Below are 25,929 nucleotides of genomic sequence, written 5' to 3'. Positions count from 1 at the left end.
ATTTTATAGATACAAAAAAACGCAAGCTATCTGCATTGCGTTTTTTTATGATATTCGCTTGTTATATGTTAGCTTAAATAAGAAGAGATATTGCCTTTTCGGTTAATTTTTTGTATGATAAAAGAACAAACGTTCGCATAAATAAGAAAGGAACCGGTGAGATATGACAAGAATTCCAGAGGAAGAGCGAAATATTATGGAAAAGGCAATCTATTTGCCAATGGTATTAATCATCTTAAACCGGGATTTATCCATAGTCGAAAGCAGTCTCTTTAAATTAAAAAAGCCTTATTCCGAACTAATTGAGGAGACGATGAAGGATATACAAAAGGAATTGGCTGAGGTAAAACAGTATATGAAAAAGAATAAGCTTCAAGTTACTGAAATTAAACGGGACGATGCCTTTACGATGTATATGTTTATCTATAAAGGTTATGAAGAAAACCATAATTATTTTAATCCACGGATTCGAAATAAGGTTCAAGAATTAATGGTGTCTTATTTTCTAAAAAAACACCTGTCCCGTTAAAATATGCACAATATTATTTTATTCACTCAAGAATTAATTACTGTCGTATACACGGGAATTTTCTGATGCATTCATTATCCTTTGTCTGTTCATCAAATAAAATAACTTCCTCTCATTTTTTTCAATTCTTTGCATTAGCTTGGTTTTAAAAGAAGAGGTTTTCCCCATTTGCCCATCAATCGTACAGTATGAAACGGGAAAATAGTAAGATTTATTATTTTGAAATTTGATCAATGTTTGATGACGGTCAGAGCGACGATAATTCTCAACATAATCATGTGCAATCCAAATACATTCTTGGCGGTTCGGTGATGTGGTTGGAAAAAAGAATAGGCTATTTGTTGGTTCAATAACAATCGGAATTTTACGTTTAATACCAGTTAACAGTTTTGTTCCTCTTTTTCTACTTTCGTAATCGCAGCCAAAATAATTACAGCTGTTCTTAATGATATCGAGCGGTTTAAATGGGGCTAAAAATTCATCCTCTACCTCAATAATTCGTGTATAAATTTTACTTCCATATTCTACCGGTTCTAAAAACATTGTACATGAATTTACCTCATACTCTTCAATCTGCTTTGCCTTCACCCTTTTCAACTCCTATTCGTTTACTTTTGTTAATCATATCATTTATAAATTTCCTTATCTTTACTTTTTTGGGATTGTTGCGAATTTATTCACAAGTTACTGTCAAATAATATTTTTTCAGAAAATTATAAAAATTAATTGATATTATCCGAAAAAACCCATATAATAAGAAAAAGCATCAGAGGTGATTTTCATGAATGAAAAATCCTACACGGAATTAATGAAAATTGGTGCCATGAAACGCAATCAGAGGAAAGAAAACTTCATCCAGGATTTATACATCGACATGCTCCTATCCGAAATTCAACTAACAGTTGAGAAAGAAAAGTTATTAAAAAAAATTGATTTGGCCATTGACCATCGGGACAGAAAAGCATTTTTATTGTTATCAAGTAAGCTTACGGAAGTAAATAAACGCTTTGGTACTTAAACAAATTTTTATTAAACCGTCATAAAGACGGTTTTTTGTTTTTGTTACAATTGTTATTTTCATATAACCTATTAACGGTACCTAAATAAAAATAGGCTGAAGACAGCAATTCCGTCTTTAACCCATTTTTTACAATTCCCCTATTTCGTTCGATGTTGAATTTCATACTCTTCCAGCATCGAAATTCGATCAAGCATTGATGGATGGTCATAGCGGAAAATTTTAACCAACAAAGGCGGGTTCACTTGACTTAACCCTGAACGGGTTAGTTCTTGAAAGGATGAAATGGCTGCCTCGGGGTTTTTTGTCATATTAATAGCATATCGATCCGCTCTTGTTTCTTCATAACGGGAAATTAGGTTGGTTAGCGGACTCGATGCGAACATTAACACGGAAATAATCAGTAATAATAATGGAAGAGATTGGATGTCTCGCGCATCTGATATTTTCAACTCTTTCCCAAAACGGTTTATTGCCCAATTCATGATCCGATAGACAAAATATAATCCAAACAGTGAAAGCAACAAATAAATTGCTATCCCAAAATAAATATGTTTTTCAACATAATGGCCCATTTCATGGGACATTATAAATAAAATTTGGTTATCTGATAGTCTGTCTAATGTAGTATCCCAGAGAACAATCCTTGCATTAGAACCAATCCCTGTTACATATGCATTCATTGCATTAGTTTTTTCAGCCATATTTACTTCAAATACATGCTGGGCCGGAATATGTGCTTTAGTAGCCATTGCTAAAATTTTTGTTTCCAGCTCCTTATTCTTTAATGGATAAAAATCATTATATAACGGGTCAATAACAACCGGTTGTAAAAACATCATAAACAAGGTAAATGGAATTGAAAGAAGCCAGGCGTATAACCACCAGCGTTTTGTACTTTTCTTCATCAGCCAGTATACGACTGGGACAATAATCAGCATTGTTCCATAATTAATCCAAAAGTCAATTAGCTCATCCTTCATCCAGGAAGGAAAGGTCTGTGTAGAAATATGATACGTTTTTGACAAGGAATAACTTATATAACTTAATGGAAAGGTCGCCAAAAAGGCAAAAAAAGATAGCCAAATTATATAAATCCCGGTTTGCAGCAGTTTATATTTCGATGAGTTTTCAGCCCATTGTTTAAACACCTTTGAAAGGCCAAATAATAAAATGACGAAATAGAAAAGCCACTCAAAAGGAGTTGATAAGAAAAACAATAGATTCCTTATTTTCGAATATTCCACACTCAGCATGAGTTCCCTTCCATTCAAAAAGGTGGCAGGATCAGCCTTTGTCCCTTGAAATTCAAAAGGCAGTTTTGTATTGGCAAAGTAAAATAAATACCAATAAAAAAACAACCCATATATTACATAGGCCAAAACCGCATAGACCCCCATCTTTCTAACCATGATATTTGTCCTCCTTTATGTACAGCCCTCTCCTTACTTAGTTTAGTTAATATCCAAGCTTTTAGAACTATCTGTAAGAAAAAAGCCGGTTTTTACCGACTTATAAAAAATAAGTGTAAAGAGCAAGGACTGAAATAGAGGCAGGGACTACAACAAGATTTGTTTATCTCCAATAAAACCTGACCCATTTAAATTCTCCTGTTTAAAATTTTTCTAATTCCAAAAAAGGCAGACTTTGCGGCCTGCCTTTTATCAAAAGAATCTTACTTATTAACAGGCTCTGTAACGAGTTCTTTTAATGCTCTTCTTAATATTTTTCCTGTAGTATTTTTTGGAAGCTCTTTTAAAAACTCAATCGATGAAGGGATTTTATATTTTGCCAGATGCTCTTTACAGTATTCAAAAAGGTATTCCACTGTTAGCTCAGGGTTTTTACTTACCACATAACTTTTTACTGCTTCACCTTGGTTAGGATCGGGTACTCCCAGAACGGCCACTTCAATTACGTCAGGGTGGTTGTAGAGAACCTCTTCCACTTCACGCGGATACACATTATAGCCGCCAACCAAAATTAAATCTTTCTTCCGATCGACAATATAAAAATATCCATCAGCGTCCACTTTCGCTAAATCCCCTGTGTAAAGCCATTCTTCACGGATTGTTGCCGAGGATTCTTCAGGCATTTTATAGTAACCTTTCATCACGTTTGGACCGCGAACGATTAATTCACCGACTTCACCAACAGGTACCTCTACTCCTACCTCGTTTACAATTTTATTTTCGACATGGAGGATCGAAGTCCCTATCGAACCCGGCTTGCGCGGACGATCGAGCGGATTAAAACATGTAACCGGTGATGCTTCGGATAATCCGTACCCTTCTGAAACTACAACATTAAATTTCTTTTCAAAATTCTTTAAGAGTGCTACAGGCATAGATGCCCCACCTGAAATGCACAAGCGTAAGGTTTGAAGATCCTCCGGTTTTCCTTCAGGATATTGAAAAAGAAAATTATACATCGTTGGTACGCCGGCAAAAACCGTCGGCTTATACTCTATTCCAAGACCGAAAATTTCCTTCGGACTAAATTTAGGAACAATTAACATTGTTGCCCCGTTCATCAATGGTGCATTTAAGGCCACCGTCAAACAAAAAACATGAAACATTGGCAGAGCGGTGATTACCCGGTCTTGATCATTAATTTTTAAATAATCGCCAACATCCTTAGCATTACTATATAAATTCTTATGCGTCAGCATTGCACCTTTTGGCTTCCCGGTGGTTCCTGAGGTATATAGAATAAGAGCCACATCATCATTTTGAAGCTCCGGGCCATTGAAACTCAAATCTCCTGAAGCAACTAGATTTGTAAACGATTTCATTTTTGGGTTCACAGATATTCTATCCATCTCAAATTGTCCGGTTTCACAAATCACAAAATACTCCACTTGCGGCAGGAATGAATGCATTTTTTCTGCTAATGGAACGGCAATATCGAGAGCTACCACGACCTTAACATCCCCATTATTCAATATGTAGCCAATTTCATCTGCCGTGTAAATTGGATTAATTGGAATAACAGTTGCTCCTACCCGCAATGCACCATATAAGCTGATGATAAAATGAGGAGAATTCCCCAATAATAGCCCGATATGATCGCCTTGCCTAACCCCTAATTTTTCAAGACCTGATGCAAATTTGGTTATTGCACCATCCAATTCAGCATACGAACTTGATCCGCCCATAAAGTAATAGGCAGGTTTATTAGCCCGGGCTTTTGCTGTTTCGTGAAGCTGTGATGAAAGATTCATCTGATTCCCTCCCTTTAATGAATGAATGTTCATTCACAAAATCGTAATAATTTTCTAAATATATTATATTGCTAGCAATTTAAGTATTCAAGCATAATATCTAAAATTTCAGAAAAAAGAGAGTAAACCAAAAAGCTTTGGTCAGACCATTACCCTTTGAGTCACCCTCTAGTATAGATTAATAAAGTAAGTTTATAAATTCTTCTTTCGAAACATTTCCAAAATAATGGGTTGTATCAATATCATATAGAGCTTTTTCGATTTCATTTTTTTCATAGCGGCAGCCCTTTAGCCTGGCCTCAATTTCGCCTACATCGCCAACACCAAAAAAGTCACCGTATATTTTACAATTTTCAATATTTCCTTTGTTTACTTCTAAACGGACATCAATCGAACCGACAGGGAACCGGTGTGAATGCTGAAGATTAAATTTAGGAGATTTGCCATAGTTCCAGTCCCAGTTTTGATACCTCTCCTTTGAAAGCTGAAGAATCTTTTTCCAATCTTCCTCGGACAAAACATACTCGGGAATTTCTTCTTGCCCATCAAAAATATTTTTTAAGAGAAGGAAACGGAACTCTTCTATTTCCATTTTACTTTTTAGAAAATCGGAAATGTTCGCCACACGGCTGCGAATCGATTTTATGCCCTTCGATTCAATTTTATCCTTTTTTACTTTTAAAGCTGATACGACATTTTCCATTTCTGAATTGTATAATAGCGTTCCGTGGCTAAACATTCTGCCCTTTGTTGAGAATTGAGCATTTCCGGAAATTTTTTTCCCTTCTGCTAAAAGATCATTTCTCCCGCTTAGTTCGGCATTTACCCCTAATTTTTGAAGAGCGGCGACTACCGGCTCGGTAAATTTCCGGAAATTATGAAAGCTGTCGCCATCATCTTTAGTAATAAAACTGAAATTTAGGTTCCCAAGGTCATGGTAGACTGCCCCTCCGCCTGACAATCTGCGCACAACCTGAATACCATTGCTTTCAACATAATCTGTATTTATTTCTTCAATTGTATTTTGGTTTTTCCCAATAATAATTGATGGTTCATTTATGTAAAATAATAAATACGTTTCATTTATTTCAAGATTTTTTAATGCATATTCTTCAATAGCAAGGTTAATCCGCGGGTCTGTAATACCTTTATTATCGATAAATAACATTTTTGTTTTCCCTTCTTATAGTGAAATAGATAGAAATTCATCTGCAAGCTTAATTATACCGGCAAACTCCCCTGATGCTTCGTTAACTAAATCACTTATATTTCCGTAATGAGGCAGATGTGTAAGAATTAATTGTTTAACCATTGCCTCTTTCGCCAGTATCCCGGCTTCTGTACTCGTCATATGCCCTGCTGATTTTCCATTCTGATGACCATAGAAATTACATTCACACAATAAGACATCTGCTTCTTTACTAAAATCTATAAATTCTTCTTTAAAAGAGCTATCAGCAGTATAAACAACTACTTTACCACCCGTCTCTATTCTCATCGCGTAACACGGAACAGGATGATCTGTTTTGAGGAATGAAACCTGGAAAGGCCCAACGGTAAGAATCTCATTAGGATCATAAGATATTCCCTTTGTAATCTTTTTATAGGTAAGCTTAGAAAATTCCTTTTGATCAAAATGATGGCCGTACAAAGGCAGTGTTGCCAGTTCCTTTCCTAAAAATCCTTGAATTAATCTAGCATGCTGCAAGACACCAATATCTGCTATGTGATCAGGATGATAATGGGAAATCAACACAGCATCAAGCTCTTCCGGTTGAAGGATATTTTGAAGCTTTGCTAGCACTCCGCTGCCACAGTCAATTAATAATTGAAAACCTTCCTGTTCAAGTAAATATCCCGAACTCGCCCCATTTACCTTTGGATATCCACCCCAAAAGCCAATAACCGTTAGTAACATAAACCAGCACCTCCAGTAAGTCGAAAAAACCTATACACTTAATATACACAAAATATGTTGATTCACCGCGTAAACCATCCGGATAATCATACTTTATAACACAACAAAGAAGCCATTAAAGCGGAATGGCTTCTTTGCTTGATATGTTTAATTTGAGATATTCTAAAATGCTCTTTACGGCTGCTTCTCCTTGGTCAATGCAATCCGGAACGCCGACTCCTTCATAGGATGCACCCGCTAAAAATACTCCCGGTAACTCAGCTGCTACATGTTGCTTAATCGTTTCCAGACGTTGTTTATGACCAACTGTATATTGCGGCATTGCATTTTTCCACCGGGAAACGATCGCAAAATCTGGCTCCATTGAAATATCCATTGTTTTTTTCAAGTCATCGAGCACGATTTTAACAATTTGGTCATCAGATAGATCGACGATGGCCTCATCTCCTGCTCTCCCTACATAACAACGTAGTAGTACTTTTCCTTTTGGAGTAGAATGAGCCCATTTTTTATGTGTCCAGGTGCAGGCTGTAATTGAATAATCACTGTTTCTGGACACCACAAACCCCGTTCCATCGATGTCTTTTTTAATAGCCTGTTCCGGGAATGCCAATGCTACTGTCGCTACAGATGTTGAAGGAACCGATTTAAAAGGATCAAAAAAACTGTATTGCGAAAACATTGATTGGGTTACCTTATGCGGCGTTGCTGCAACAATACTATCAACTTTTAGGGATTCACCATTGTTAAGATTAATTTCATACTTATGATCTATTCTTGATATTTTTTCAACCCGATGCCCCAGAAGAATAGAATTAGGTTCCAATTGTGCTTCAATTGCTTCGGCAAATGACTGAAGACCACTTTTAAACGTTAAAAATGCACCTTTACCTTTTTCTCCATTTTCAGGCTTTTTCGGCTGAGAAGGTGTGGATTTTTTCATTCCTATGATAAGGCTTCGATATTTCTGTTCCACTTGATAAAATTGCGGAAAGGTGGACATTAAGCTTAATTGATCAATATCACCTGCATAGATACCCGATAATAAAGGTTCAATTAAATTATCGACCACTTCGTCACCTAATCTTCTTCGAAAAAATTCTCCTAACGACTGATCTTTTCCACTTTCTGACCTAGGCAAAATAAAATCGGCAGCCGCTCGAATTTTACCTGGAAGGGAAAACAAACCTGTAGTAATAAAAGGGCCAATTTCGGTTGGGATTCCCATTATAGAGCCGCCAGGCATGGAGAATAGCTGCTCATTTACAAGGACATATGATTTCCCAGTTGAGTTATGGACCAGCTCCTGCTCCATACCGACTTCCTTAGCAAGCCTAATAATACTTGTTTTTCGAGCTAAAAACGAATCCGGTCCTCTTTCAATCGTAAAACCGTCCCTTACAACGGTTTGCATTTTACCTCCCAGACGGTGGGATGCTTCAATGAGTTTAATCTCAATCGGAAGTTTATTTTCCTGCACTGTTTTTTGAAGGTAGAATGCTGCTGTTAGTCCGGCAATTCCTCCTCCAATTATGGCAATTTTCTGCTTCTCTTCCGCCACCGGCTTCACCTTCTTCCTGATTAATTCCTTACACATTTCATTCTATTAACGTCTTAAGGATTACTGTGGACAAGCAATCGATAAATTCTTCTTTTGCATTGGGCATTTCTGGACGATAATAACTTGCACCCACATCATCTGTTACAGCTTTACATTCGACATCATTATCATATAGCACCTCAAGATGATCACAAACAAATCCAACAGGTGCATATACAAATGCTTTATATTGCTGCTCTTGAAATAATTTCCTTGTTAAATCCTGCACATCCGGGCCCAGCCATGGCTCAGGCGTATTTCCTGCACTTTGCCAGCCGACTTCATATTGGTTTATTCCCGCTTGTTCGGCAATTAAATCAGCGGTTTCCTTCAGTTGGGAAGGATAGGGATCTCCAAACCGTAAAATTTTCTCCGGTAAACTATGGGCAGAAACGATAAGCATTGAATAATCTCTTTCCTCTTGAGGCATTCGTTCATAAACTTTCTTAACATTCGTAGCCCAATAATCGATAAATTTCGGCTCTTGATACCAGCTTTCAATGGAATTTATTTTTAGTCCACCTAATTTTTCAGCCTCTTCCATAGCTCGTCCATTATAGGACTTAACACTAAAGGTGGAAAAATGAGGAGCAAGAACAATGCTTACCGCCTCTTGAATTCCGTCCTCATGCATTTTTTTGACTGCGTCCTCAATAAATGGTTCGATATGTTTTAATCCAAGATACATTCTAAAATCAATCTTATCCTGAACCTGGTTTAGGTGTTTTTCAAGCTTTTCTGCCTGCTCAAGTGTGATTTTTGCGAGTGGTGATATCCCGCCGATTGCTTCATACCGATTCCGAAGGTCTTCAATCATTTCCGTTGTTGGCTTTCGGCCATGGCGAATATGTGTATAATATCGATCAAGATCCTCAATTTTATAAGGGGTTCCGTATGCCATTACCAGTAAACCCATTTTCTTTTTTGTCATTATGTGCACCTCATTTTCAGTCTGTTTAGATTATTGTTCCAAAAAATTGGACTTTTTCCCAATTTTATCACCTTTCAACAGGAAAATGGGTGATTAGCGGCTTAGCTTTGAAGCAGAATATTCATGAATAAAGGCAGTTAATTTTTTTAACGTTTCCGGATTAACCGAAGGGAATACACCATGACCTAGATTAAAGATATAACCGTCCTGAGCCATTCCTTGGTCTAAAATTGCCTTAGCTTTTTCCTCGATGACCTCCCAAGGTGATAAAAGAATAGCAGGATCAAGGTTTCCTTGAACTGTTTTATGAACGCCAATTTCTCTTGCTTGGTTAATCGGCAAACGCCAATCTAATCCCACTACATCAAGTGGGAGGTCATTCCATTCAAGAGCTAAATGGCTGGCTCCAACTCCAAACATAATTAATGGAACATTCTCCTCTTTTAGTGAAGCAAAAATTCTAGTCATAACAGGCTTAATAAAGTAACGGTAATCCTCAACATTTAAAGCCCCTACCCAAGAATCGAATATCTGAATGGCTTTTGCCCCGGCTTGAATTTGCGATTTTACATAAACAATGATCATATCAGCAAGTTTATCCATTAACGCAAACCAGGCTTTCGGCTCAGAATACATGAAGGCTTTTGTTTTATTGTAGTTTTTTGATGGTCCGCCTTCGATCATATAACTTGCAAGTGTAAACGGTGCACCGGAAAAACCGATTAATGGTACATTTAATTGTTCTTGGGTTAATATTTTGATTGTTTCCAAAACATATGGAACATCTTCCACCGGGGAAATTTCTCCAAGCTTTTCTACATCTGCCAGAGAACGAATAGGATTAGAGATAACAGGACCAATTCCGCCTTTTATTTCCACATCCATACCAATAGCCGGAAGTGGTGTCATAATATCTTTATATAAAATTGCCGCGTCCACATTGTAATTCTCAACAGGAAGACGCGTTACATATGCACAAAGCTCAGGCTGATGGGTAATTTCAAACAAAGAATACTTTTCTTTTATTTCTCTATATTCAGGCTGCGATCGACCCGCTTGCCGCATATACCATACCGGAACGTAGTCTGTCCTCTCTCCTCTTGCTGCTTTTAAAAATGTATCGTTAATCGGTCTTGTCATTAAATAAATCCACCTTTCAAGGACATGTCTGTTTTTTCATTTTAATATATATAATAGGAAAATAAAACTTCTCAGCAATGGTGTGGCAGTATCATAGAACTGTCTTCACTATATCTATTAATCCTATTTGTGTATAGATAATGAATATAAGTGTCAAAAAATAGTCGTTTTTATGTTTTAAAAATTGTTTAAATTAACAAAAACAAGGAAGAAGCATGCATAAATAAGTTTATGCATAGACTAGTAGATGATTTATGACTATTATAATGATTTTCTAGGAGTGGTTATACATGAACATCTTTATTACAGCCGGAACATTGGACTATTTAAAAAGAATTGAAAAAAAGTACCCGTCGGAAACTATGGTGACAATGGCAAATGTCTCCGGTGCACTTTTGTTACACGAAACAAACGGAATAACCGTTTTTAAAGAACCACGGAAATATGAAGTGTTTGATTCAGCAGGTGACTTTAAGAGGAATGGTTATGTTGTCATGAATAACTTCCCCGTCACCGATGAAGGGAGACCATTATTTGAGCAGGAATTTAAAAATCGAGCAAAAATACTTTCAAACGAACCAGGATTTATTGCCATTAGATCCCTTCGCCCCTTATCAACAAATACATATGTCACACTAACGATTTGGGAAACTGTAATGGACTATCAAAACTCGAAAAACCTTAATTCTTTTTCAAAAACCATTAATAAAAAGGAAATAGGTATTGATCATCAGCCGAAAATTTTTTCAAGTGAATCCTACGTCAGCCAATATACAATTATTGATTAGAAATCCCAGGAATGGAGCCCTGTCTCTATTTCTTTTTTTATTTGATTTCCCCTCCACCGGTTCGCTAAGCGCCTCCATTAGCAGTATTTTCAACAGTTTCAGCAATATTTCTAATATAACAGTAAGAATTAGGCTGAACTAAAATGTCAGCCTCTTTAACCTATGAGCGAATAGACTAAAAAGAATATTGAAATTAAAAGCTACATACTAATTTAAAAGTGCTAAAATAATTAGAAAATACTTTTTATTTTTAAAATCTTATGAAATCAGGTGATCTCATGCTAAACAAACTATTTACTAAATTAGATGGATATTATGAAGAAATGGTTTCTATCCGTCGTTACTTACACCAGCATCCAGAATTATCGTTTAAAGAATATCAAACCGCTAAATTGATCCAATCGTTTTATGAAGAGCTTAACATTGAAGTAAAGGGGAATGTAGGCGGAAATGGTGTCGTGGCAAAGATATATGGCAAAAAACCTGGTAAAACGGTCGCTTTAAGAGCTGATTTTGATGCTTTGCCTATCCAGGATGAAAAGGAAGTTCCCTATAAATCATTAGTCCCCGGGGTGATGCATGCATGTGGGCATGATGGACATACTGCAACCCTCCTAATTTTGGCAAAAGCTTTAAATGAGCTTAAGGAAGATCTGGAAGGGAATTATGTTTTTTTTCATCAGCATGCTGAAGAATATGCCCCGGGTGGAGCTTTATCCATGATTGAGGATGGATGCTTAGATGGTGTTGATGTTATCTTCGGCACTCATTTATGGGCAAGCGAGCCGACAGGAACAATCCAATATCGAACAGGCCCTATTATGGCCGCAGCAGACCGATTTGAAATCGAGATTCAAGGGCAAGGAGGACATGGAGCACAACCACATAAGACGAAGGACGCGATTATTACGGCATCACAGCTAGTTTTAAATTTACAACAAATCGTTAGTAGGAAAGTAAACCCGGTAGATTCAGCCGTTGTCACTGTCGGTTCCTTTACTGCCCAAAATGCCTTTAATGTCATTGCTGATAAGGCTAAATTGGTAGGGACGGTCAGAACCTTTAAAGAAGATCTTCGGGACTTCATTGAAGAGGAAATGGAAAGAGTTATCCAAGGAACATGTCATATGGCCAGCAGCTCCTATGAATTTAACTTTGTAAGAGGATATCCTGCTGTTGTAAACCATGAAACAGAAACAGAATTTCTCAAATTGTGCGCTGAGTCTGTCCCGGAAGTTCAATATATCGAGGAAACCGAACCGCAGATGGGCGGCGAAGACTTTGCTTATTACTTGCAAAAGGTTCCGGGCACCTTTTTTTATACCGGTGCAAAGCCGCTTGGTGTAGATACAGCTGCCCCGCACCACCACCCTAAATTTGATATTAATGAAAAAGCCATGTTAATTGCCGCGAAAACGCTTGGCACTGCAGCAATACAAATCCATATAAGTGAGTAATCCTCTACCCTGAACCTATAGTTCAGGGGCTTTTTTTAATAATCTTAATCGGTAAGCATTCATGGCTGTTTCACCTAAATGCTTAAGAAGATTGTTATTGGCATATGCCCCGACAAACGCCCCAATCCCAGGCACAAGCTGGAGCATTTTGGCAAAATCAATATAGTCTCGGTATTCTTGCTGAAACTGGCGCCAATCCATTTCAACAAGAATTTGTTTCCTATCCGCCCAGTTTTCCATTTCGCTTAAGGTTTTCCTTCTTGTTTCATCACTGGAAAATGCAAGCTGAAAAACATGAAGGATAAAAAGCCTTTCTTCATATTCCTTTGTATTAAAACCATAAATTGAAGCCATCTCAAAAAGAAATTTCATTTTAATGGTGAGGAGCAACGGAAAGTCAGCAAGACCCAGTAGGAAACCTCCTGCCCCGGTTCCGGCTCCTTCCACCAATGCCGCCTTCTGATAAATGCCTATTTTCTTTCTCGCCAATTCATCACGTTCTATAAGAGTATAGCCGTGGGCTTGATTTTTATTTGTGGTAATTTGTGAGCCAAATAAAGTCGTTTTAACCATTGCCTTGATGCTTTCGGTCATAACCCGGTGAATCTTTTCAGGGATTATGTTATTTATTTTCCCTTGTGCTTTTTTTGATAATCGAGTCATCATTCCTGAACGTTTTGTTATTTTTCGCTTCCATTCGGAAACTTCATCATAAACCTTTAATTCATAATCATTCATCGTCTCCAACCCTCTTCAATCATTTATAGTGTTTTTACGAGTATAACCACTTTTTGGTTTCAAAAAAAGAGACTAACTCCTTGAATGGGTCAGTCTCTTTCCTCTTTTGCTTTTAATCGATTTTTACTATAAAAATACACAAATAGATAACTAAAACCTATTCCTGCAAATAATACCAAGACTGCAGAGGATATTTCCCCTTTAATGAATATAAATAATGTAAAGATGATTGTTTGGATTATTAAAATAACCATTAACAAATGATGGAAGGCAGCAGTTTTAAATTTTAGAGCAACCGGATATAAGTCAACCCACAGTTTGTTTTGATGATGATTCCATAACGGTAACAGCTGAAAACCAGTTAAATATAAAAAAAGAATAGCGAGTATGACTTGTCCTAATCCAAATGAAAGAAAATACAATGCAATCGTACCGATAATCGTTAAACGAATAAAAAGTCCCAAATAATCAGAGGAACGCAAGAAAGCTCTGGAAAATAAAAATAAATATGTCTTTTCTTGCGAAAAAGCAATTCTCCTGATGAAAAGATCCAACCCTTTTCTCCTTTTCACAGTCTCTTTTAATTTAGGAACGTCTGTAAATAAATTCGCAAGTCGATAAAAAGAAGACACCCTTTTCCCTTCATGGTCAATTAATAGATCCCATTTAAGCCCCATTTTTTTTGTCCGGACATAAAATGCCTGATAGTAAAATCCCATAACCAAAACGATGAGCAATAAGATAACAATACCGGCATGTTTAAATAATAAAAAGGTAAATGCTAAATTGATAAAATATCTGACGAACATGTCAGATAAAACAACTGATGCTTGGACGTAATAATGAATTCTCCAACTAATGGCCAAATTCCAGGCTTTCATAACCAATATCACAACTAAAAAGGTAAAAAACGAATGAAACCCATCAGAGCTTATATGTGCATACATCGGCATTAAAACCGCTAATAGCAGTAATAGAACATATCCCTGAAAGACAAGACTCACTACTCCTGAACGCAGAAAATAGCCTTTCAATTTGTTTTCAAGGGGCAGCAAAAATATCTGATCTGCTTCGAGTAAAAAGTTGTAAACCGGACTGTACGTTAATAAAACACCAAATACGATAGCCATTATGATTTCGGCGGGAAATCCAATTGACAGTGACTTAATCCAATTCTGATAATAATAGGCACCTGCACCAATTAAAAATACCAAGACGAGGACAAGGTGACTATTAAAAATATAACGGAGATAACTGCTTAAATCCTTTACACGTCGAGTCGCTCGTTCTTTCCAAAGTGTTTTATCCTCAAACATGATTTTCTTCCTTCGTCAATTGAATATACAAATCGTCTAATGATGCTGCTGGCATCAAAAATTGCTCTCTAAGTTCAGCTAGAGTGCCTTTTGCCCTAATTTTACCTTCATGCAGAATGATAAACCGGTCACAATATTTCTCAGCCGTAGACAATATATGTGTGGACATTAAAATACCTGCTCCATTTTCTTTCATTTTTTTCATCAAATCAAGCAGTGATTGAATGCCTAAAGGGTCTAATCCGACAAACGGTTCATCGACGATGTAAAGGTTTGGTTGAACTAAAAAAGCACACATGATCATGACCTTTTGTTTCATCCCTTTTGAAAAATGAGACGGAAACCAGTTAAGACGTTTTTCCATGCGAAATTCAGTCAGCAACGGAGAAATTCTTTTTTTATAGGTTGATTCATCGAGACCGTAAGCCATAGCAGTTAATTTTAAATGCTCATCCAATGTTAATTCTTCATATAAAACAGGCGTTTCCGGAACAAACGTGAACAATCTGCGGTACGCTTCTTTATCTTCAGTGAATGTTTGTCCATTTATTTTAATTGCTCCCCGATGCGGCTCCATCAATCCGATAATATGTTTAATGGTTGTACTCTTCCCTGCCCCATTTAAGCCAATCAAACCAACGAGTTCTTTTTCTTTCACTTCAAAAGATACATCTTTTAATACAGGGTTCTTTGTATATCCTCCAACAAGATTTTCAACTGTTAATAACGACATGTTCGAACGCCCTTCCGTTTCATGATTATTTCTCATTTTAACAAATTGTCCTCGATAAAAATAGTTTTGAAATTTCCGTGTATATTTCTTTTGGAACCGGACATTATAATATTCGAAGGGGAAACAACTTACTTCGATGAAGAAATTCATCTAAATCTTGAAATGAGGTGTCTGTTAAAGACAATTTCCTTTCAAAAAAGTAAAGCTTTCAATCGTTTCAGATAAGGGGATGGTTGTTTTGCACAACGTGCCATGTAACCATTTTGAGTTCAAGTAACACCAACTGTTTATAACAAAAACTCGCTGATTGACGAGCCCCTTTGGGCTTTAGAAAGAAGCGCAGTTGAACTTATGCTTAATAAGAAAGTTTACTTTCCTATTAGCGTAAAAAATAAACGGCAAATGAGGTGTTTACCGCAGATCGTCATCCGTTTTTATAAGTTGGGAAAACATATAAAAACTTACAAGGGGATGGTCAGCTTGAACAATGATGTCTCTTTATAAAAACACTCTACGAAAAATGAGGTGTTTATCAAAGAACACTCCTAAAATGAACGTCTAATTGAAGCAAGTCCCCTTCGAGAGGGCAGGATTCCATGCGGATCCTGCCTTTTTCTTCTTTATTATCGGTAAATATGGTAAAATACGGACAAACAATTCTATGGAAGGGCAGTGAATTTAGATGAGCGATTGTATTTTTTGTAAAATTGTCAATGGTGAAATTCCAGCTGCTAAAGTATTTGAAAACGAACATGTTCTGGCTTTTTTAGATATCAGCCAGGTAACAAAAGGTCATACGTTAGTAATCCCGAAGGTACATAAGGAAAACTTGTATGAGCTTACACCGGAAATTGCAAGAAATTTATTTGAAGTCGTTCCATCTATTGCGAATGCTTTAAAAAGAGAATATGAACCAATTGGTTTAAATACTGTTAATAATAACGGTGAACATGCAGGTCAAACCGTTTTCCACTACCATATGCATTTAATTCCACGTTATGGCAAAGGTGATGGCTTCGGAGCTGTTTGGAAAAACAACCCGAGTGATTATACACCTCAATTGTTACAAGAAATGGCAAGAAACATTAATAAACATCTATAAAAAATGAGAAAGATACAATTGGCAGAAAATTAAATCTCCCTTATTTTTATTTTAATATGGTATAATAATTTCAAGTTTTTCGCTGCAGGCATTGAGCGCACTGCAGGAGAAACAAATAGCTGAGTCCAGCAGAGGAGAGATGAGAAATGAATACAAAGAACCTTGTTACCTTATCACTATTAGTGGGGATTGGGGCAGTCTTGCATGCAGTAGTTCCACCGGTTTTCCTTGGAATGAAGCCTGATATGATGTTAACAATGATGTTTTTAGGAATTATTCTTTTTCCTGAAGTTAAGAATGTTTTATTAGTAGCTATTGTTACCGGAATCATTTCTGCTTTAACGACAGGTTTTCCAGGAGGTCAAATTCCGAATATCATTGATAAACCTGTCACGGCATTATTATTCTTCGCTTTATTTTTAGCTTTAGGAAAGCTTCGGAATTCTATCATAAGTGTTGCAATTTTGACTGCAGTGGGCACAATCATTTCCGGAACGGCCTTTTTAACCTCTGCCTCTATGATCGTTGGATTACCGGGTGGCGGTACTTTTATGGGTCTGTTCGGAGCAGTTGTATTGCCTGCAACTGCAGTAAATACGATTGCCATGATTGTTGTATACCCAATTGCTCAATCTATTGTGAAAAGAACAAAATTGTCTTCAGCTTCCGTCATTCAAAAATAATGATCGGGATCCTCTTAAGAGAAAAGAACCCCCGTGGGTTCTTTTCTTTGTATATTCACAATTATTTACTTTTAGCACCTACTTATCTGCCAACTTTATAATTCCTTAGCAATCCCCCATCGGGATTGTAAACTTAGGATCGTATGAATTGAATTTTCAAAATGTTGGAATTATTTGATAAAAAAGTAAAATTAAATTGGAATTATATGCTAGTCAATAAAAAATTATTATAATTTCTAAAAATTTTGTAAATTTATATCTTTATTAATTTTTATTTTATTGGCATAATGTTAATATAGAGAAATAGAAAAGTAGGTGAAAATGGGGATGTCAGAGAAACAGTATTCGATGAAGGAAGCAATGGTTTTTACTCAACGAATTGCTCAACTAAGTAAAGCATTGTGGAAATCGATTGAAAAAGATTGGCAGCAGTGGATAAAGCCTTTTGATTTAAATATTAATGAACACCATATACTTTGGATTGCCTATCATTTAAACGGTGCTTCCATTTCAGATGTGGCAAAATTTGGAGTTATGCATGTTTCAACAGCGTTTAACTTTTCGAAAAAGTTAGAAGAAAGAGGATTACTTCAATTTTCCAAAAAAGAGAATGACAAACGCAATACGTATATTCAGCTGACTGCAGAGGGTGAAGATGTATTACTCCAGCTAATGGAAACCTATGAGCCTAACGGAAATGCTGTATTTTCCGGCGCCTTGCCATTACGGGAATTATACGGAAAGTTTCCGGACATTATTGAAATGATGGCAATTGTTCGTAACATTTATGGTGATGATTTTATGGAGATATTCGAGCGTTCATTCCATAATATAGAAAGTGAATTTATTGAAGAGGACGGAAAGCTTCGGAAGCCGAAAAAAACCGAACAAGAATTAGCCTAACATCAAAGGTATTTTCTAAATTCCAGCATAAGCGTTTCAAACAATTGCTGCTTCATACATGCATGAATTACCTCAAAAACATTTAGATTTGATGGAAGTGAAGTGGAAAACTCATTAAAAAGCGGATGAAAGTAAACATAGCCTTCCGCTTTTTGTTCTTCCATTTTTATGCTCAATTCGTCACATAAATCAAAAAACTTCTGTACTTCTTCTTCTGAAATTCTATTTTCAATAATAAGCTTATAAAAATCGAGCTTTTGATTGTTTAAAATCTTGAAAAGCAGCTTTTGATGGTATTCAAGAAGACTAATTCGTTGTAACAATTCATGTGCATTCATAAAATGGACCTCATTTCTACCTTACATTTACATATGTACATTATTTACCTTTTTGAGCCGGGGGTAAACCTTTTTTTTATTTATTTATCAAGATGTTTTTTAAGATTTTAAAGCCTTTCATTCTTTGCTTTAACTTTCTGCTATTCTTCCATTCTTTTTGACTATCTTTTTATAAAAATTTTTGATATTGTAGTTATCATAACTATGAACAAAAGGGAGGGAATCGTTGATGATCTCCATTTTTATTGTCTTTGCTGTTTTTATCTTGTTTTATGTAAACAAATTGACCAATTCCCTTTGTATTCAAAAAGAGATACCCGAAGAACGTCAACATAAAGTTTTCCGTACCATTAATGTCCTAATCACTATTTTACTTATTTCGTCCTACGTGGAAATTTTATATACATAATTCAAGCAATGAATCTGCAACGAAAATGGGTATAACAATCACTAAATATCAAACAAACAGAAAAAGATAGAAGCGATGAGGTAAATCTCATCGCTTTTTGATTGCTTATTAATAGATCCAAGAAGCTCCAATGATAATTAACAGAATGAAAAGGACAACGACTAACGCGAATCCTCCACCACCGAATCCAACTGCACCTGACATACATTTCCCTCCCTTCGGATATGTTAAAGCTTGAGCTTGCCTCATATTCGGTAAGTTAGTTTACAGCCAAGCTGCTCCAACAATAATCAATAATATGAAAAGTACTACAATTAGAGCAAAGCCATTTCCATGTCCCATCGTAATACCTCCTTTATCATTAATTACCATATACTATTCAAGCTGTATTCTTTTCGTCTAGGCACATACCTTATTTTTTTACAGAAAAGTCCAACATTTTTGAAGTTATATCCTGGTTAAAATTTTTGCAGTGGTTACCATTTATGGTATAGTAAAGGTTGTGGACAAGAAGTCCCCGAGAAATTACTGTTTAGGAGAGGTTCAGCATGAAAAAATGGATATTAGCCCTCACATTAGCCGGCGGTGTTATTGCTTTAAGTGCATGTAGTCAAAGCGGTTCGGATAAAGTAGCAGAAAGTAATGCTGGGAATGTTACCCAGAATGATCTTTACAACGCAATGAAGGACAAGTACGGTAACCAAGCCCTACAACAGCTTGTTTTTGAAAAAGTTCTTTCCAAAAAATATACCGTCACCGATAAGGAATTAAATGACAAAGTTGCTCAATTAAAAGAACAACTTGGAACAAATTTCCAAACTGCACTTGCACAATATGGATATAAAAGTGAAGCTGACCTGAAAAAGACAATGAAGCTTGGTATGCTACAAGAGAAAGCTGCCATGAAAGATGTTACAGTAACGGATAAAGAATTAAAGGATTACTACGCCAACTTAAAGCCGGAAATTTATGTACGCCATATCCTACTTGCAGATGAAAAAACGGCACTTGATGTCAAGAAACAACTGGACGGCGGTGCAAAATTTGAAGATGTAGCAAAAAAATATTCCAAAGATACTGGATCAGCTGCACAAGGAGGAAACATTGGCTGGATTAATTCAACAAATCAAGGTCAATATGATGCAGATTTTGTTAAGGGAGCATATGCTCTAAAAGTTAATGAGATTAGTGCACCAATTAAGTCACAATTTGGTTATCATATTATCCAAGTAACAAAAGAAAAAGCTAAACAGCCTTATGATAAAATGAAAAGTGACATTGAATATCAAGTGAAATCATCAAAATTAACCACTGATATTATCAATAAAGCAATGGACCGTGAAATGAAAGCAGCCAATGTAAAAATTGACGACAAAGCTCTACAGAATGCCCTTCAGCCGCAGACTACTTCGACAGCAACAGGACAATAATGTATTTTTGCATCAATGGTAACGATAAGGAGGTACTCTCATAGAGTACCTCCTTTTTTACTTTATTCGCCTGTAGCCTTCTCTTCATCCCGCCTTTCTTTTTCCCGTTCAAGGCGTTTAATATAAATTTCACCCTCTTGTTCTATATGCTCCATTTCTAATTGCCTTTCTTCTCTTCCTGTTTTTATTGCCATAAGTGCACTAACAACAATCCCAACCACGACTGCATAAACCCAAATAGGAATAGCCATATTTATTGCTCCTCTCTCCAGTGGTTGTCCACTTTTTATAACAACTTATTCAGTTTTCGAAAAAATATTCTATTTTAAAAGAAAAAAGATAACCCGCAGGCTATCTTTTAATTATGAAAAACTGGTTTATAAAACGAACGGTTATCCAATGCGAAAATTCTCTCAGTAAATTCACCGGGCTTAACCCTTTCTAAAGCACGGTCAAGCATATTCATTTTTGCATCTAAATTATCTATATAATGAAGAATTTCCGCTTCTTTTATTAATGGCGGTTTTGGGCTTCCCCATTCGGCTTTTCCGTGATGGCTAAGCACAAGGTGTTGCAGGATGAGAACTTCTTCACCGAAAATCCCCAGCTCCTCAGCTGCCTTACCTATTTCAGTTACCATGATCGTGATATGTCCAAGCAAATTCCCTTCAATGGTATAAACCGTCGAAATCGGCCCTGATAATTCCAATACTTTCCCCATATCATGCAAGATAACCCCTGCATAAAGCAAGTCCTTATCAAGACTCGGATATAGCGATGCGATTGCCTTCGCAAGATCAAGCATACTAACAACATGGTAGGCCAGTCCGGATACAAACTCATGATGATTTTTCGTTGCCGCCGGGAACTCTAAAAAGGCTTTCTGATGCTTTTTGATTAGATGGCGTGTAATCCTTTGGATATTTGGATTTTTCATTTCAAAAATAAACTGCGTAAGCCTGCTTGCCATTTCATCCTGGCTTAAGGGTGCTGTCTCCAAGAAATCATCCAATTTCACACCATCACTTGGTCCGGTACGCCGTATCTGACGGATTTTAAGCTGACTTTTTCCGCGATAATTTTGTATATCCCCAAGTATTTTTACTATATTTTGTGCTGCATAGCTCTTTTCATCGTCTTCATTTGCATCCCAAAGCTTTGCTTCAATCTCACCGCTTTGATCTTGCAGGATAAGCGTCAAAAATGGCTTACCATTACTGGCAGTTCCCTTAGTAGCGCTTTTTATAAGCAGAAACAACTCAATCTGTTCCCCAACATCAAAATGAAGAATTCCTTTACCCATACCTTTTCAACGCTCCTTCCCATTACTTCAAGTATAACATATCGACCTATCACTCTAGGAAATAATTTGAACAATACCTTTATTAAGGGAAATAATGTTCTCCTTTTGAAAATACTGAAGTAAATGTCTATGACAAGTGAAAAATAGAATTTGATTTTGATCCAGCTGTTTTAGCAGCTCCATGACTTTTTGTGTCCGCCTCGAATCAAAATTTACGAAGCTATCATCGATAATGATCGGAAAACGATACTTTTCATAAAGAGTTGTTGCCAATGCAAGCCGAATGGAAACGTAAACCTGCTCTGTTGTAGCTTGACTTAATTCATTTGCTTCGAATAAGGTATGATCCATTCTTTCAATTAAAAAACCTGTCCCTGACTCCCGTAAATGAATCTTATGATAACTCCCGTCTGTAAGGAAAAATAAAAACTCCTCAGCTTTTGCCAGCATCCTGGGCAGATGAACTTTTTTATATTTTTCTACGGTTTTCAAGAGTAAATCTTGAGCTAAACAATAGACAGACCATTCTTTAGCCGCATCTTCCAATTCAAACTTTTTCTGCTTAAATTGATGGAGTAAATTTGAGTAGACGCCGCCCTCTTCGAGAATCTGTATTTCATATTTTATCGATGCCTGATCCTCTTGAAGCTTTTTTAAATGAGTTTGTAAATTTAGAGCTTCATCATTACATTTATTTATGATTTCATCACAATTATGAATTTGTAGAAGATTTTCCCTTTCAGCTTCATGTAACGTTGAATACTGCAACTGTTTTTTTATATCTTCAAGTCTTTCAACCAACTTCCCTTGCTTTTCAGCTTTAGTACCAAGTTCATAGTATTGTTGTTCATTCTCCACATTAGCCTCATTTAAAAGCTTAGTAAATTCCTCCTGTAAATGCTGTCTTTCCTTGATTATTTGTTGCAGGTCAGCTTCCAGGTCAGTAAGTTTCGTTCGTTTTTCCTGAAACTTAATTTGCTTTTCATGCTCTTCTTTAAGCTTAGTCCTCAATAAATAGGCAGTGTTTTGTAAGTCCAAACTTTCCCTTGGCAAAAATTGATTTGCAAAAACCTCGAGTCCATTTACAATCTTTGATTGTTCGAGAGTTATTTGGTTAAGCCTGTCAAGCACTTGCCTTTTTTCTCTACTAACAGTTTTACTTTGTTCAATTAGCTGAAATGCTTCCAGTAAAAACGATTTAGCAATATATTCGGGTATGTTTAATTCACGGCTTATTGTTAGCAGTTTCTCTTTATTCTCGGCAGCCTGTGCTTCCCATTCTTCAAATTTTGATATCACTTTATCATATTGATTATGCTGCTGCTCTACCTTTATTTTTAACATTTGCAGCTGTTCTCTCCGGTGATTATCTTGCTTTAATTGTTCCTCAATAAAAGAAATATTTCTATATTCAGCTGATTTAAGCTTTTGAATAATTTGTTTTTCTTTTTCTATTAACCTATTTAGGGTTTGATTGACCTCATTTTCTTTTGGCTGCCCCGTACTTTTAGTCATTAGAGTGCCAATTAAAATAAAACCAAGAAAACTTAAAAATAACAAAACCCATTGTTTTGTCAAAAAACTATACAATGCGAGTCCAATCAAAACTAGGAAAAAGGTAAAAAACTGAATCTTTTTTTGATTATTAAGACTTGCCATTGTATCTTTATTCCGTTTTGTTGCAAGATGGTAAAACTCAATTTTATCTTTTAATGCATCCAATTCTATTTCTAAGCTCTTTTTATCATGTCCACCATTTACTTCTGATTCAAGCCTTTCCCTTTCCTGTTTAGAAAAAATTTGGCTTTCTGCTGCCCGGATCTCTTTTTCGAACTCTTCCAGTGCATTTTTCTCTTCTTGATAACGATTTTCCAGCTCCTGCTTTACTTCTATCAGCTTTTGACCTTTTTTGGAAACCATCTCCACTTGGTTCTTCATAAAGATATTTGTATTAATTGAAAAGATTTCTTCTTCATCTAAAGGTAAGTGAAGTCTTTCTTTAATCGTTGTAAGCTTATCTTCCAACTCTTTTAGCTTCATTTCACAATGCTGCTTCTCTTGCTTTAATTGTTCATAAACCGGTATTTTGTCAAGAATTGTTACTATCGCTGACTCGTGATTAAGGAAGGCAGGGTCCGGCTTAATAGACTCTAATTCCTTTTTCAAACTCTTTATTCTGTCAGCAATACTGGAAACTTGAGCATTATAAGGATGAATTAATTGATTAAGTTTTTCTGCTCTCTCAATCCCCCTTGTCGGGAAATGAATTTCCCCTAAACCATCGATTTCTTCTTTTGTCCATTTCTCTTCTTTGACAAATGATTGTATTTTCTTCCACTCTTTCAATTTGTCAATCTTATCATTAATCCCCGCCAGTAATCCGTGAATTTCCACTATTTCTTGTTGAAGTCCTTCCTTTTTTTCTATTAGAGCTTCATATTCTTGATTTTTCGCCGAAGCTTTTTTTAATTCGCCATTTAAACTTTGAAGTGCCAGTAATTTCTCATTTATCAAAGGCTTCTTTCCACCGGGCTTAAATCGTGCCTCTAATTCTTTCTGCAACACTGCTTCCGTTTTTGATAATCGTTCCGTCCCTAATGTCCCCGCTGAAAATAGGAATTTACCAATCTCTTCTCCATTCATTTGATGAATGTTTTGCAACCCCTGTAAATTAAAGGAAAAAACAGCTTGAAATAAACTTTTATCAAAGTCCGCTAATACTTGTTTTAGCAGGTCCTCGCCGCCCATTGTTCCATCTTCTAAAGAAACCGTTACATCCCCTGCTGATTTTCCTTTGACACGTTCAATAACTGCATACCCGAGCTCCTCATGCAAAACAATTATTTTTCCACCGTATTTGGTATTATGTTTCGGCTCGTAGCGTAATTCAGATTGTTGTTTAGTTGGAAATCCAAACAGGATGCCGTGAATAAACGCCATGATCGTCGACTTACCAGCTTCATTCTCTCCGAAAAATAATTGAAAATCACGTATATTATTTATTTTGACATTGTCTAATTGACCATATCCGTATATGTGCATGCCGATAATTTTCAAAAAAAAACCTCCTTTCTGTTATTGATAGAGTAATTTTATTAACAGCTTCTCCGCATTTTGCATGAGTTCTTTTTGTTCTAAGGCGGTTAATTGGGATAAATATTTCCTTCCTAAATGATGCTCATATAAAGGGGCCAATGTCTCGCCAATTTCGGTATATTGTTCTGCGGTTTCAAAAAGCTCCGCATAAAAGTTTGCTTCCGTTTTCAATTGATCCTTGTCCATCTGCGAGCTTTCAGAGACAATCAAATCAACCATCCAAACAAACGATTCTTCGTCCTTTTCCCCTTCCAAAAGCAATTCTAAAAGTTCCCCATCAAGAGTTCTTTTTTCACGATCATCGTCCAATTGGATATTTTCCAAATAAAGTGTGAGTAGCGTTCCTTTATTGACATTTCGAAAACTATTTATTTTATTTTGGCATAATTGAAATACATCATGAAAACTGCTTGCAGTTGAGGCATCGACAGTTGCTTCTTCCCAAACAACCTCAGAGGTTTCGACGAAGGCCATCTTTGCTTCTAAATCCGTTAACGTCACATGATAACAGCCTTTTACTCCAAGTTCCTTCTTATTTCTCCCTTGAATGTTTCCAGGATAAATAATCGGAGGGATTTCAGAAAGAATCGCCTTTTTATGGATATGGCCTAAGGCCCAATAATCGAATTGTTTTTCATACAGGTCCTGCACTGAAAATGGAGCATAGTTATCGTGTTCTTGCCCCCCTCCCGCATTACCATGAAGAAGACCAATATGAAAATCAGCGCCCTTTTTTTTCTTATATTCATCAATTTTCTTCTCGAAAACATGCCGCTCGGGATAACTAAAGCCGTAAAGATGGATCATTTCACCACTTTTTGTTTTTAACAGCTTTGTTTCTACTTCACTGGTAAAAATATGAACATTCGAAGGCATATTCAGGTTAACCCACTTTCCATTCAAGTGATCATGATTTCCGTGAACGACATAAACGGGAATTTCCTTTTCCGACAGCTTGAGCATTTCCGTACGAAACCGTGATTGTGCCCTTAAACTACGGTCTTCCCCATCAAATAAATCACCTGCTAAAATAACAAAATCGACACGGTGTTTAATCGCAGTTTCCGTGAGCGTTTTTAACGCCGTAAAGGTGCTTTCCCTTACTTTTGTATAAATGCTTGGAGGCAAGTGCTTCAATCCGACCATAGGGCTGTCCAAATGTAAATCCGCAGCATGAATAAAAGTTATCTGTTTCATCAGTAATTCCTCTCAATGTCTTTTCTTTATTTTATCATTCCTAAAATACGAATGCACGTTCTAGTAAAAAAAATAAT

General features: G+C 36.4%; 27 protein-coding genes. 9 read left to right on the top strand and 18 right to left on the bottom strand.

The features are described from left to right. Positions 1–163 precede the first annotated feature (163 nt). Positions 164–529 (top strand): hypothetical protein, encoded by a 366-nt coding sequence (locus J2S10_RS06375; protein ID WP_307405561.1) that lies wholly within the window; start codon positions 164–166, stop codon positions 527–529. Between the two features lie 33 nt (positions 530–562). Here J2S10_RS06375 and J2S10_RS06370 read toward each other — a convergent pair whose 3' ends face one another. Beyond that, positions 563–1,117 carry a competence protein ComK gene (locus J2S10_RS06370; RefSeq protein WP_307405559.1) on the bottom strand — a complete coding sequence of 185 codons (555 nt, stop codon included), beginning with the start codon at positions 1,115–1,117 and terminating at the stop codon, positions 563–565. A 193-nt stretch (positions 1,118–1,310) separates the two neighbouring features. Here J2S10_RS06370 and J2S10_RS06365 point away from each other — a divergent pair, with 193 nt between their 5' ends. Next, entirely contained in the window at positions 1,311–1,547 is a 237-nt protein-coding gene (locus J2S10_RS06365) for an IDEAL domain-containing protein (RefSeq protein WP_307405557.1), read from the top strand. A gap of 140 nt (positions 1,548–1,687) precedes the next feature. On the opposite strand, the gene J2S10_RS06360 is transcribed toward J2S10_RS06365, so the two are convergent. From J2S10_RS06360 to hemE, 7 genes are all read right to left on the bottom strand, one after another. Continuing rightward, positions 1,688–2,959, bottom strand: a complete 1,272-nt coding sequence (locus J2S10_RS06360) for a M48 family metallopeptidase (protein WP_307405555.1) — start codon at positions 2,957–2,959, stop codon at positions 1,688–1,690. 263 nt (positions 2,960–3,222) lie between these two features. Then, positions 3,223–4,770, bottom strand: coding sequence for a fatty acid--CoA ligase family protein (locus J2S10_RS06355; RefSeq protein ID WP_307405553.1), 1,548 nt, complete (start codon positions 4,768–4,770; stop codon positions 3,223–3,225). Between the two features lie 178 nt (positions 4,771–4,948). After that, a complete protein-coding gene (locus J2S10_RS06350) occupies positions 4,949–5,938 on the bottom strand; it encodes a lipoate--protein ligase (protein ID WP_307405551.1) in 990 nt (329 codons plus the stop codon). A gap of 15 nt (positions 5,939–5,953) precedes the next feature. Beyond that, on the bottom strand, positions 5,954–6,688 hold the full coding sequence (locus J2S10_RS06345; RefSeq protein ID WP_307405549.1) for an MBL fold metallo-hydrolase: 735 nt from the start codon (positions 6,686–6,688) through the stop codon (positions 5,954–5,956). 115 nt (positions 6,689–6,803) lie between these two features. Next, complete coding sequence (gene hemY / locus J2S10_RS06340; protein ID WP_307405547.1) at positions 6,804–8,249, bottom strand: protoporphyrinogen oxidase; 1,446 nt, start codon at positions 8,247–8,249, stop codon at positions 6,804–6,806. 37 nt (positions 8,250–8,286) lie between these two features. Then, entirely contained in the window at positions 8,287–9,219 is a 933-nt protein-coding gene (hemH, locus tag J2S10_RS06335; protein WP_307405544.1) for a ferrochelatase, read from the bottom strand. A 93-nt stretch (positions 9,220–9,312) separates the two neighbouring features. Further along, a complete protein-coding gene (gene hemE, locus J2S10_RS06330; RefSeq protein WP_307405542.1) occupies positions 9,313–10,359 on the bottom strand; it encodes a uroporphyrinogen decarboxylase in 1,047 nt (348 codons plus the stop codon). 290 nt (positions 10,360–10,649) lie between these two features. Between hemE and J2S10_RS06325 the strand changes: the two genes are divergently transcribed. Both J2S10_RS06325 and J2S10_RS06320 read left to right on the top strand, forming a co-directional pair. After that, the gene (locus J2S10_RS06325; RefSeq protein WP_307405534.1) at positions 10,650–11,147 is read left to right on the top strand and encodes an antibiotic biosynthesis monooxygenase family protein; all 498 of its coding nucleotides are present in this window, start codon (positions 10,650–10,652) and stop codon (positions 11,145–11,147) included. A 278-nt stretch (positions 11,148–11,425) separates the two neighbouring features. Further along, entirely contained in the window at positions 11,426–12,604 is a 1,179-nt protein-coding gene (locus J2S10_RS06320; RefSeq protein WP_307405532.1) for a M20 family metallopeptidase, read from the top strand. A gap of 15 nt (positions 12,605–12,619) precedes the next feature. On the opposite strand, the gene J2S10_RS06315 is transcribed toward J2S10_RS06320, so the two are convergent. The 3 genes from J2S10_RS06315 to J2S10_RS06305 form a co-directional block, all read right to left on the bottom strand. Next, entirely contained in the window at positions 12,620–13,342 is a 723-nt protein-coding gene (locus J2S10_RS06315) for an EcsC family protein (RefSeq protein WP_307405530.1), read from the bottom strand. An 89-nt stretch (positions 13,343–13,431) separates the two neighbouring features. Next, on the bottom strand, positions 13,432–14,658 hold the full coding sequence (locus tag J2S10_RS06310; protein ID WP_307405528.1) for an ABC transporter permease: 1,227 nt from the start codon (positions 14,656–14,658) through the stop codon (positions 13,432–13,434). After that, on the bottom strand, positions 14,651–15,391 hold the full coding sequence (locus tag J2S10_RS06305) for an ABC transporter ATP-binding protein (protein WP_307405526.1): 741 nt from the start codon (positions 15,389–15,391) through the stop codon (positions 14,651–14,653). The genes J2S10_RS06310 and J2S10_RS06305 overlap by 8 nt, the downstream gene beginning before the upstream one ends. A gap of 682 nt (positions 15,392–16,073) precedes the next feature. Between J2S10_RS06305 and J2S10_RS06300 the strand changes: the two genes are divergently transcribed. The 3 genes from J2S10_RS06300 (at position 16,074) to J2S10_RS06290 (ending at position 18,079) form a co-directional block, all read left to right on the top strand. Next, the gene (locus tag J2S10_RS06300; RefSeq protein WP_307405523.1) at positions 16,074–16,493 is read left to right on the top strand and encodes an HIT family protein; all 420 of its coding nucleotides are present in this window, start codon (positions 16,074–16,076) and stop codon (positions 16,491–16,493) included. 146 nt (positions 16,494–16,639) lie between these two features. Then, the gene (locus J2S10_RS06295) at positions 16,640–17,176 is read left to right on the top strand and encodes a tryptophan transporter (protein ID WP_307405521.1); all 537 of its coding nucleotides are present in this window, start codon (positions 16,640–16,642) and stop codon (positions 17,174–17,176) included. 327 nt (positions 17,177–17,503) lie between these two features. Continuing rightward, entirely contained in the window at positions 17,504–18,079 is a 576-nt protein-coding gene (locus J2S10_RS06290) for an HTH-type transcriptional regulator Hpr (RefSeq protein WP_370876169.1), read from the top strand. A gap of 2 nt (positions 18,080–18,081) precedes the next feature. On the opposite strand, the gene J2S10_RS06285 is transcribed toward J2S10_RS06290, so the two are convergent. Beyond that, positions 18,082–18,417, bottom strand: coding sequence for a DUF1878 family protein (locus J2S10_RS06285; protein WP_307405517.1), 336 nt, complete (start codon positions 18,415–18,417; stop codon positions 18,082–18,084). Positions 18,418–18,646: 229 nt separating this feature from the next. Between J2S10_RS06285 and J2S10_RS06280 the strand changes: the two genes are divergently transcribed. Continuing rightward, positions 18,647–18,826, top strand: a complete 180-nt coding sequence (locus J2S10_RS06280; RefSeq protein WP_307405515.1) for a hypothetical protein — start codon at positions 18,647–18,649, stop codon at positions 18,824–18,826. 108 nt (positions 18,827–18,934) lie between these two features. Here the strand turns inward: J2S10_RS06280 and J2S10_RS06275 are convergent, their stop codons facing one another. Next, positions 18,935–19,030, bottom strand: a complete 96-nt coding sequence (locus J2S10_RS06275; RefSeq protein ID WP_307405508.1) for a YjcZ family sporulation protein — start codon at positions 19,028–19,030, stop codon at positions 18,935–18,937. A 60-nt stretch (positions 19,031–19,090) separates the two neighbouring features. Further along, positions 19,091–19,168 carry a YjcZ family sporulation protein gene (locus J2S10_RS06270; protein WP_307406754.1) on the bottom strand — a complete coding sequence of 26 codons (78 nt, stop codon included), beginning with the start codon at positions 19,166–19,168 and terminating at the stop codon, positions 19,091–19,093. Between the two features lie 206 nt (positions 19,169–19,374). Here J2S10_RS06270 and J2S10_RS06265 point away from each other — a divergent pair, with 206 nt between their 5' ends. Continuing rightward, positions 19,375–20,256: a peptidylprolyl isomerase gene (locus J2S10_RS06265; RefSeq protein ID WP_307405506.1), complete on the top strand. Its 882-nt coding sequence runs from the start codon at positions 19,375–19,377 to the stop codon at positions 20,254–20,256. Between the two features lie 62 nt (positions 20,257–20,318). Here the strand turns inward: J2S10_RS06265 and J2S10_RS06260 are convergent, their stop codons facing one another. The 4 genes from J2S10_RS06260 to J2S10_RS06245 form a co-directional block, all read right to left on the bottom strand. Continuing rightward, positions 20,319–20,507 carry a sporulation YhaL family protein gene (locus J2S10_RS06260; protein ID WP_307405505.1) on the bottom strand — a complete coding sequence of 63 codons (189 nt, stop codon included), beginning with the start codon at positions 20,505–20,507 and terminating at the stop codon, positions 20,319–20,321. Between the two features lie 107 nt (positions 20,508–20,614). Next, positions 20,615–21,559 carry a 3'-5' exoribonuclease YhaM gene (gene yhaM, locus J2S10_RS06255; RefSeq protein WP_307405503.1) on the bottom strand — a complete coding sequence of 315 codons (945 nt, stop codon included), beginning with the start codon at positions 21,557–21,559 and terminating at the stop codon, positions 20,615–20,617. Between the two features lie 54 nt (positions 21,560–21,613). Next, the gene (locus tag J2S10_RS06250; protein WP_307405501.1) at positions 21,614–24,616 is read right to left on the bottom strand and encodes an AAA family ATPase; all 3,003 of its coding nucleotides are present in this window, start codon (positions 24,614–24,616) and stop codon (positions 21,614–21,616) included. A gap of 18 nt (positions 24,617–24,634) precedes the next feature. Beyond that, positions 24,635–25,852 carry a metallophosphoesterase family protein gene (locus J2S10_RS06245; protein ID WP_307405498.1) on the bottom strand — a complete coding sequence of 406 codons (1,218 nt, stop codon included), beginning with the start codon at positions 25,850–25,852 and terminating at the stop codon, positions 24,635–24,637. Positions 25,853–25,929 lie beyond the last annotated feature (77 nt).

It is taken from the genome of Neobacillus ginsengisoli (assembly GCF_030813055.1).
The sequence above is the reverse complement of the archived record's forward strand: the minus strand, read 5'-3'. Positions and strand labels throughout refer to the sequence as shown.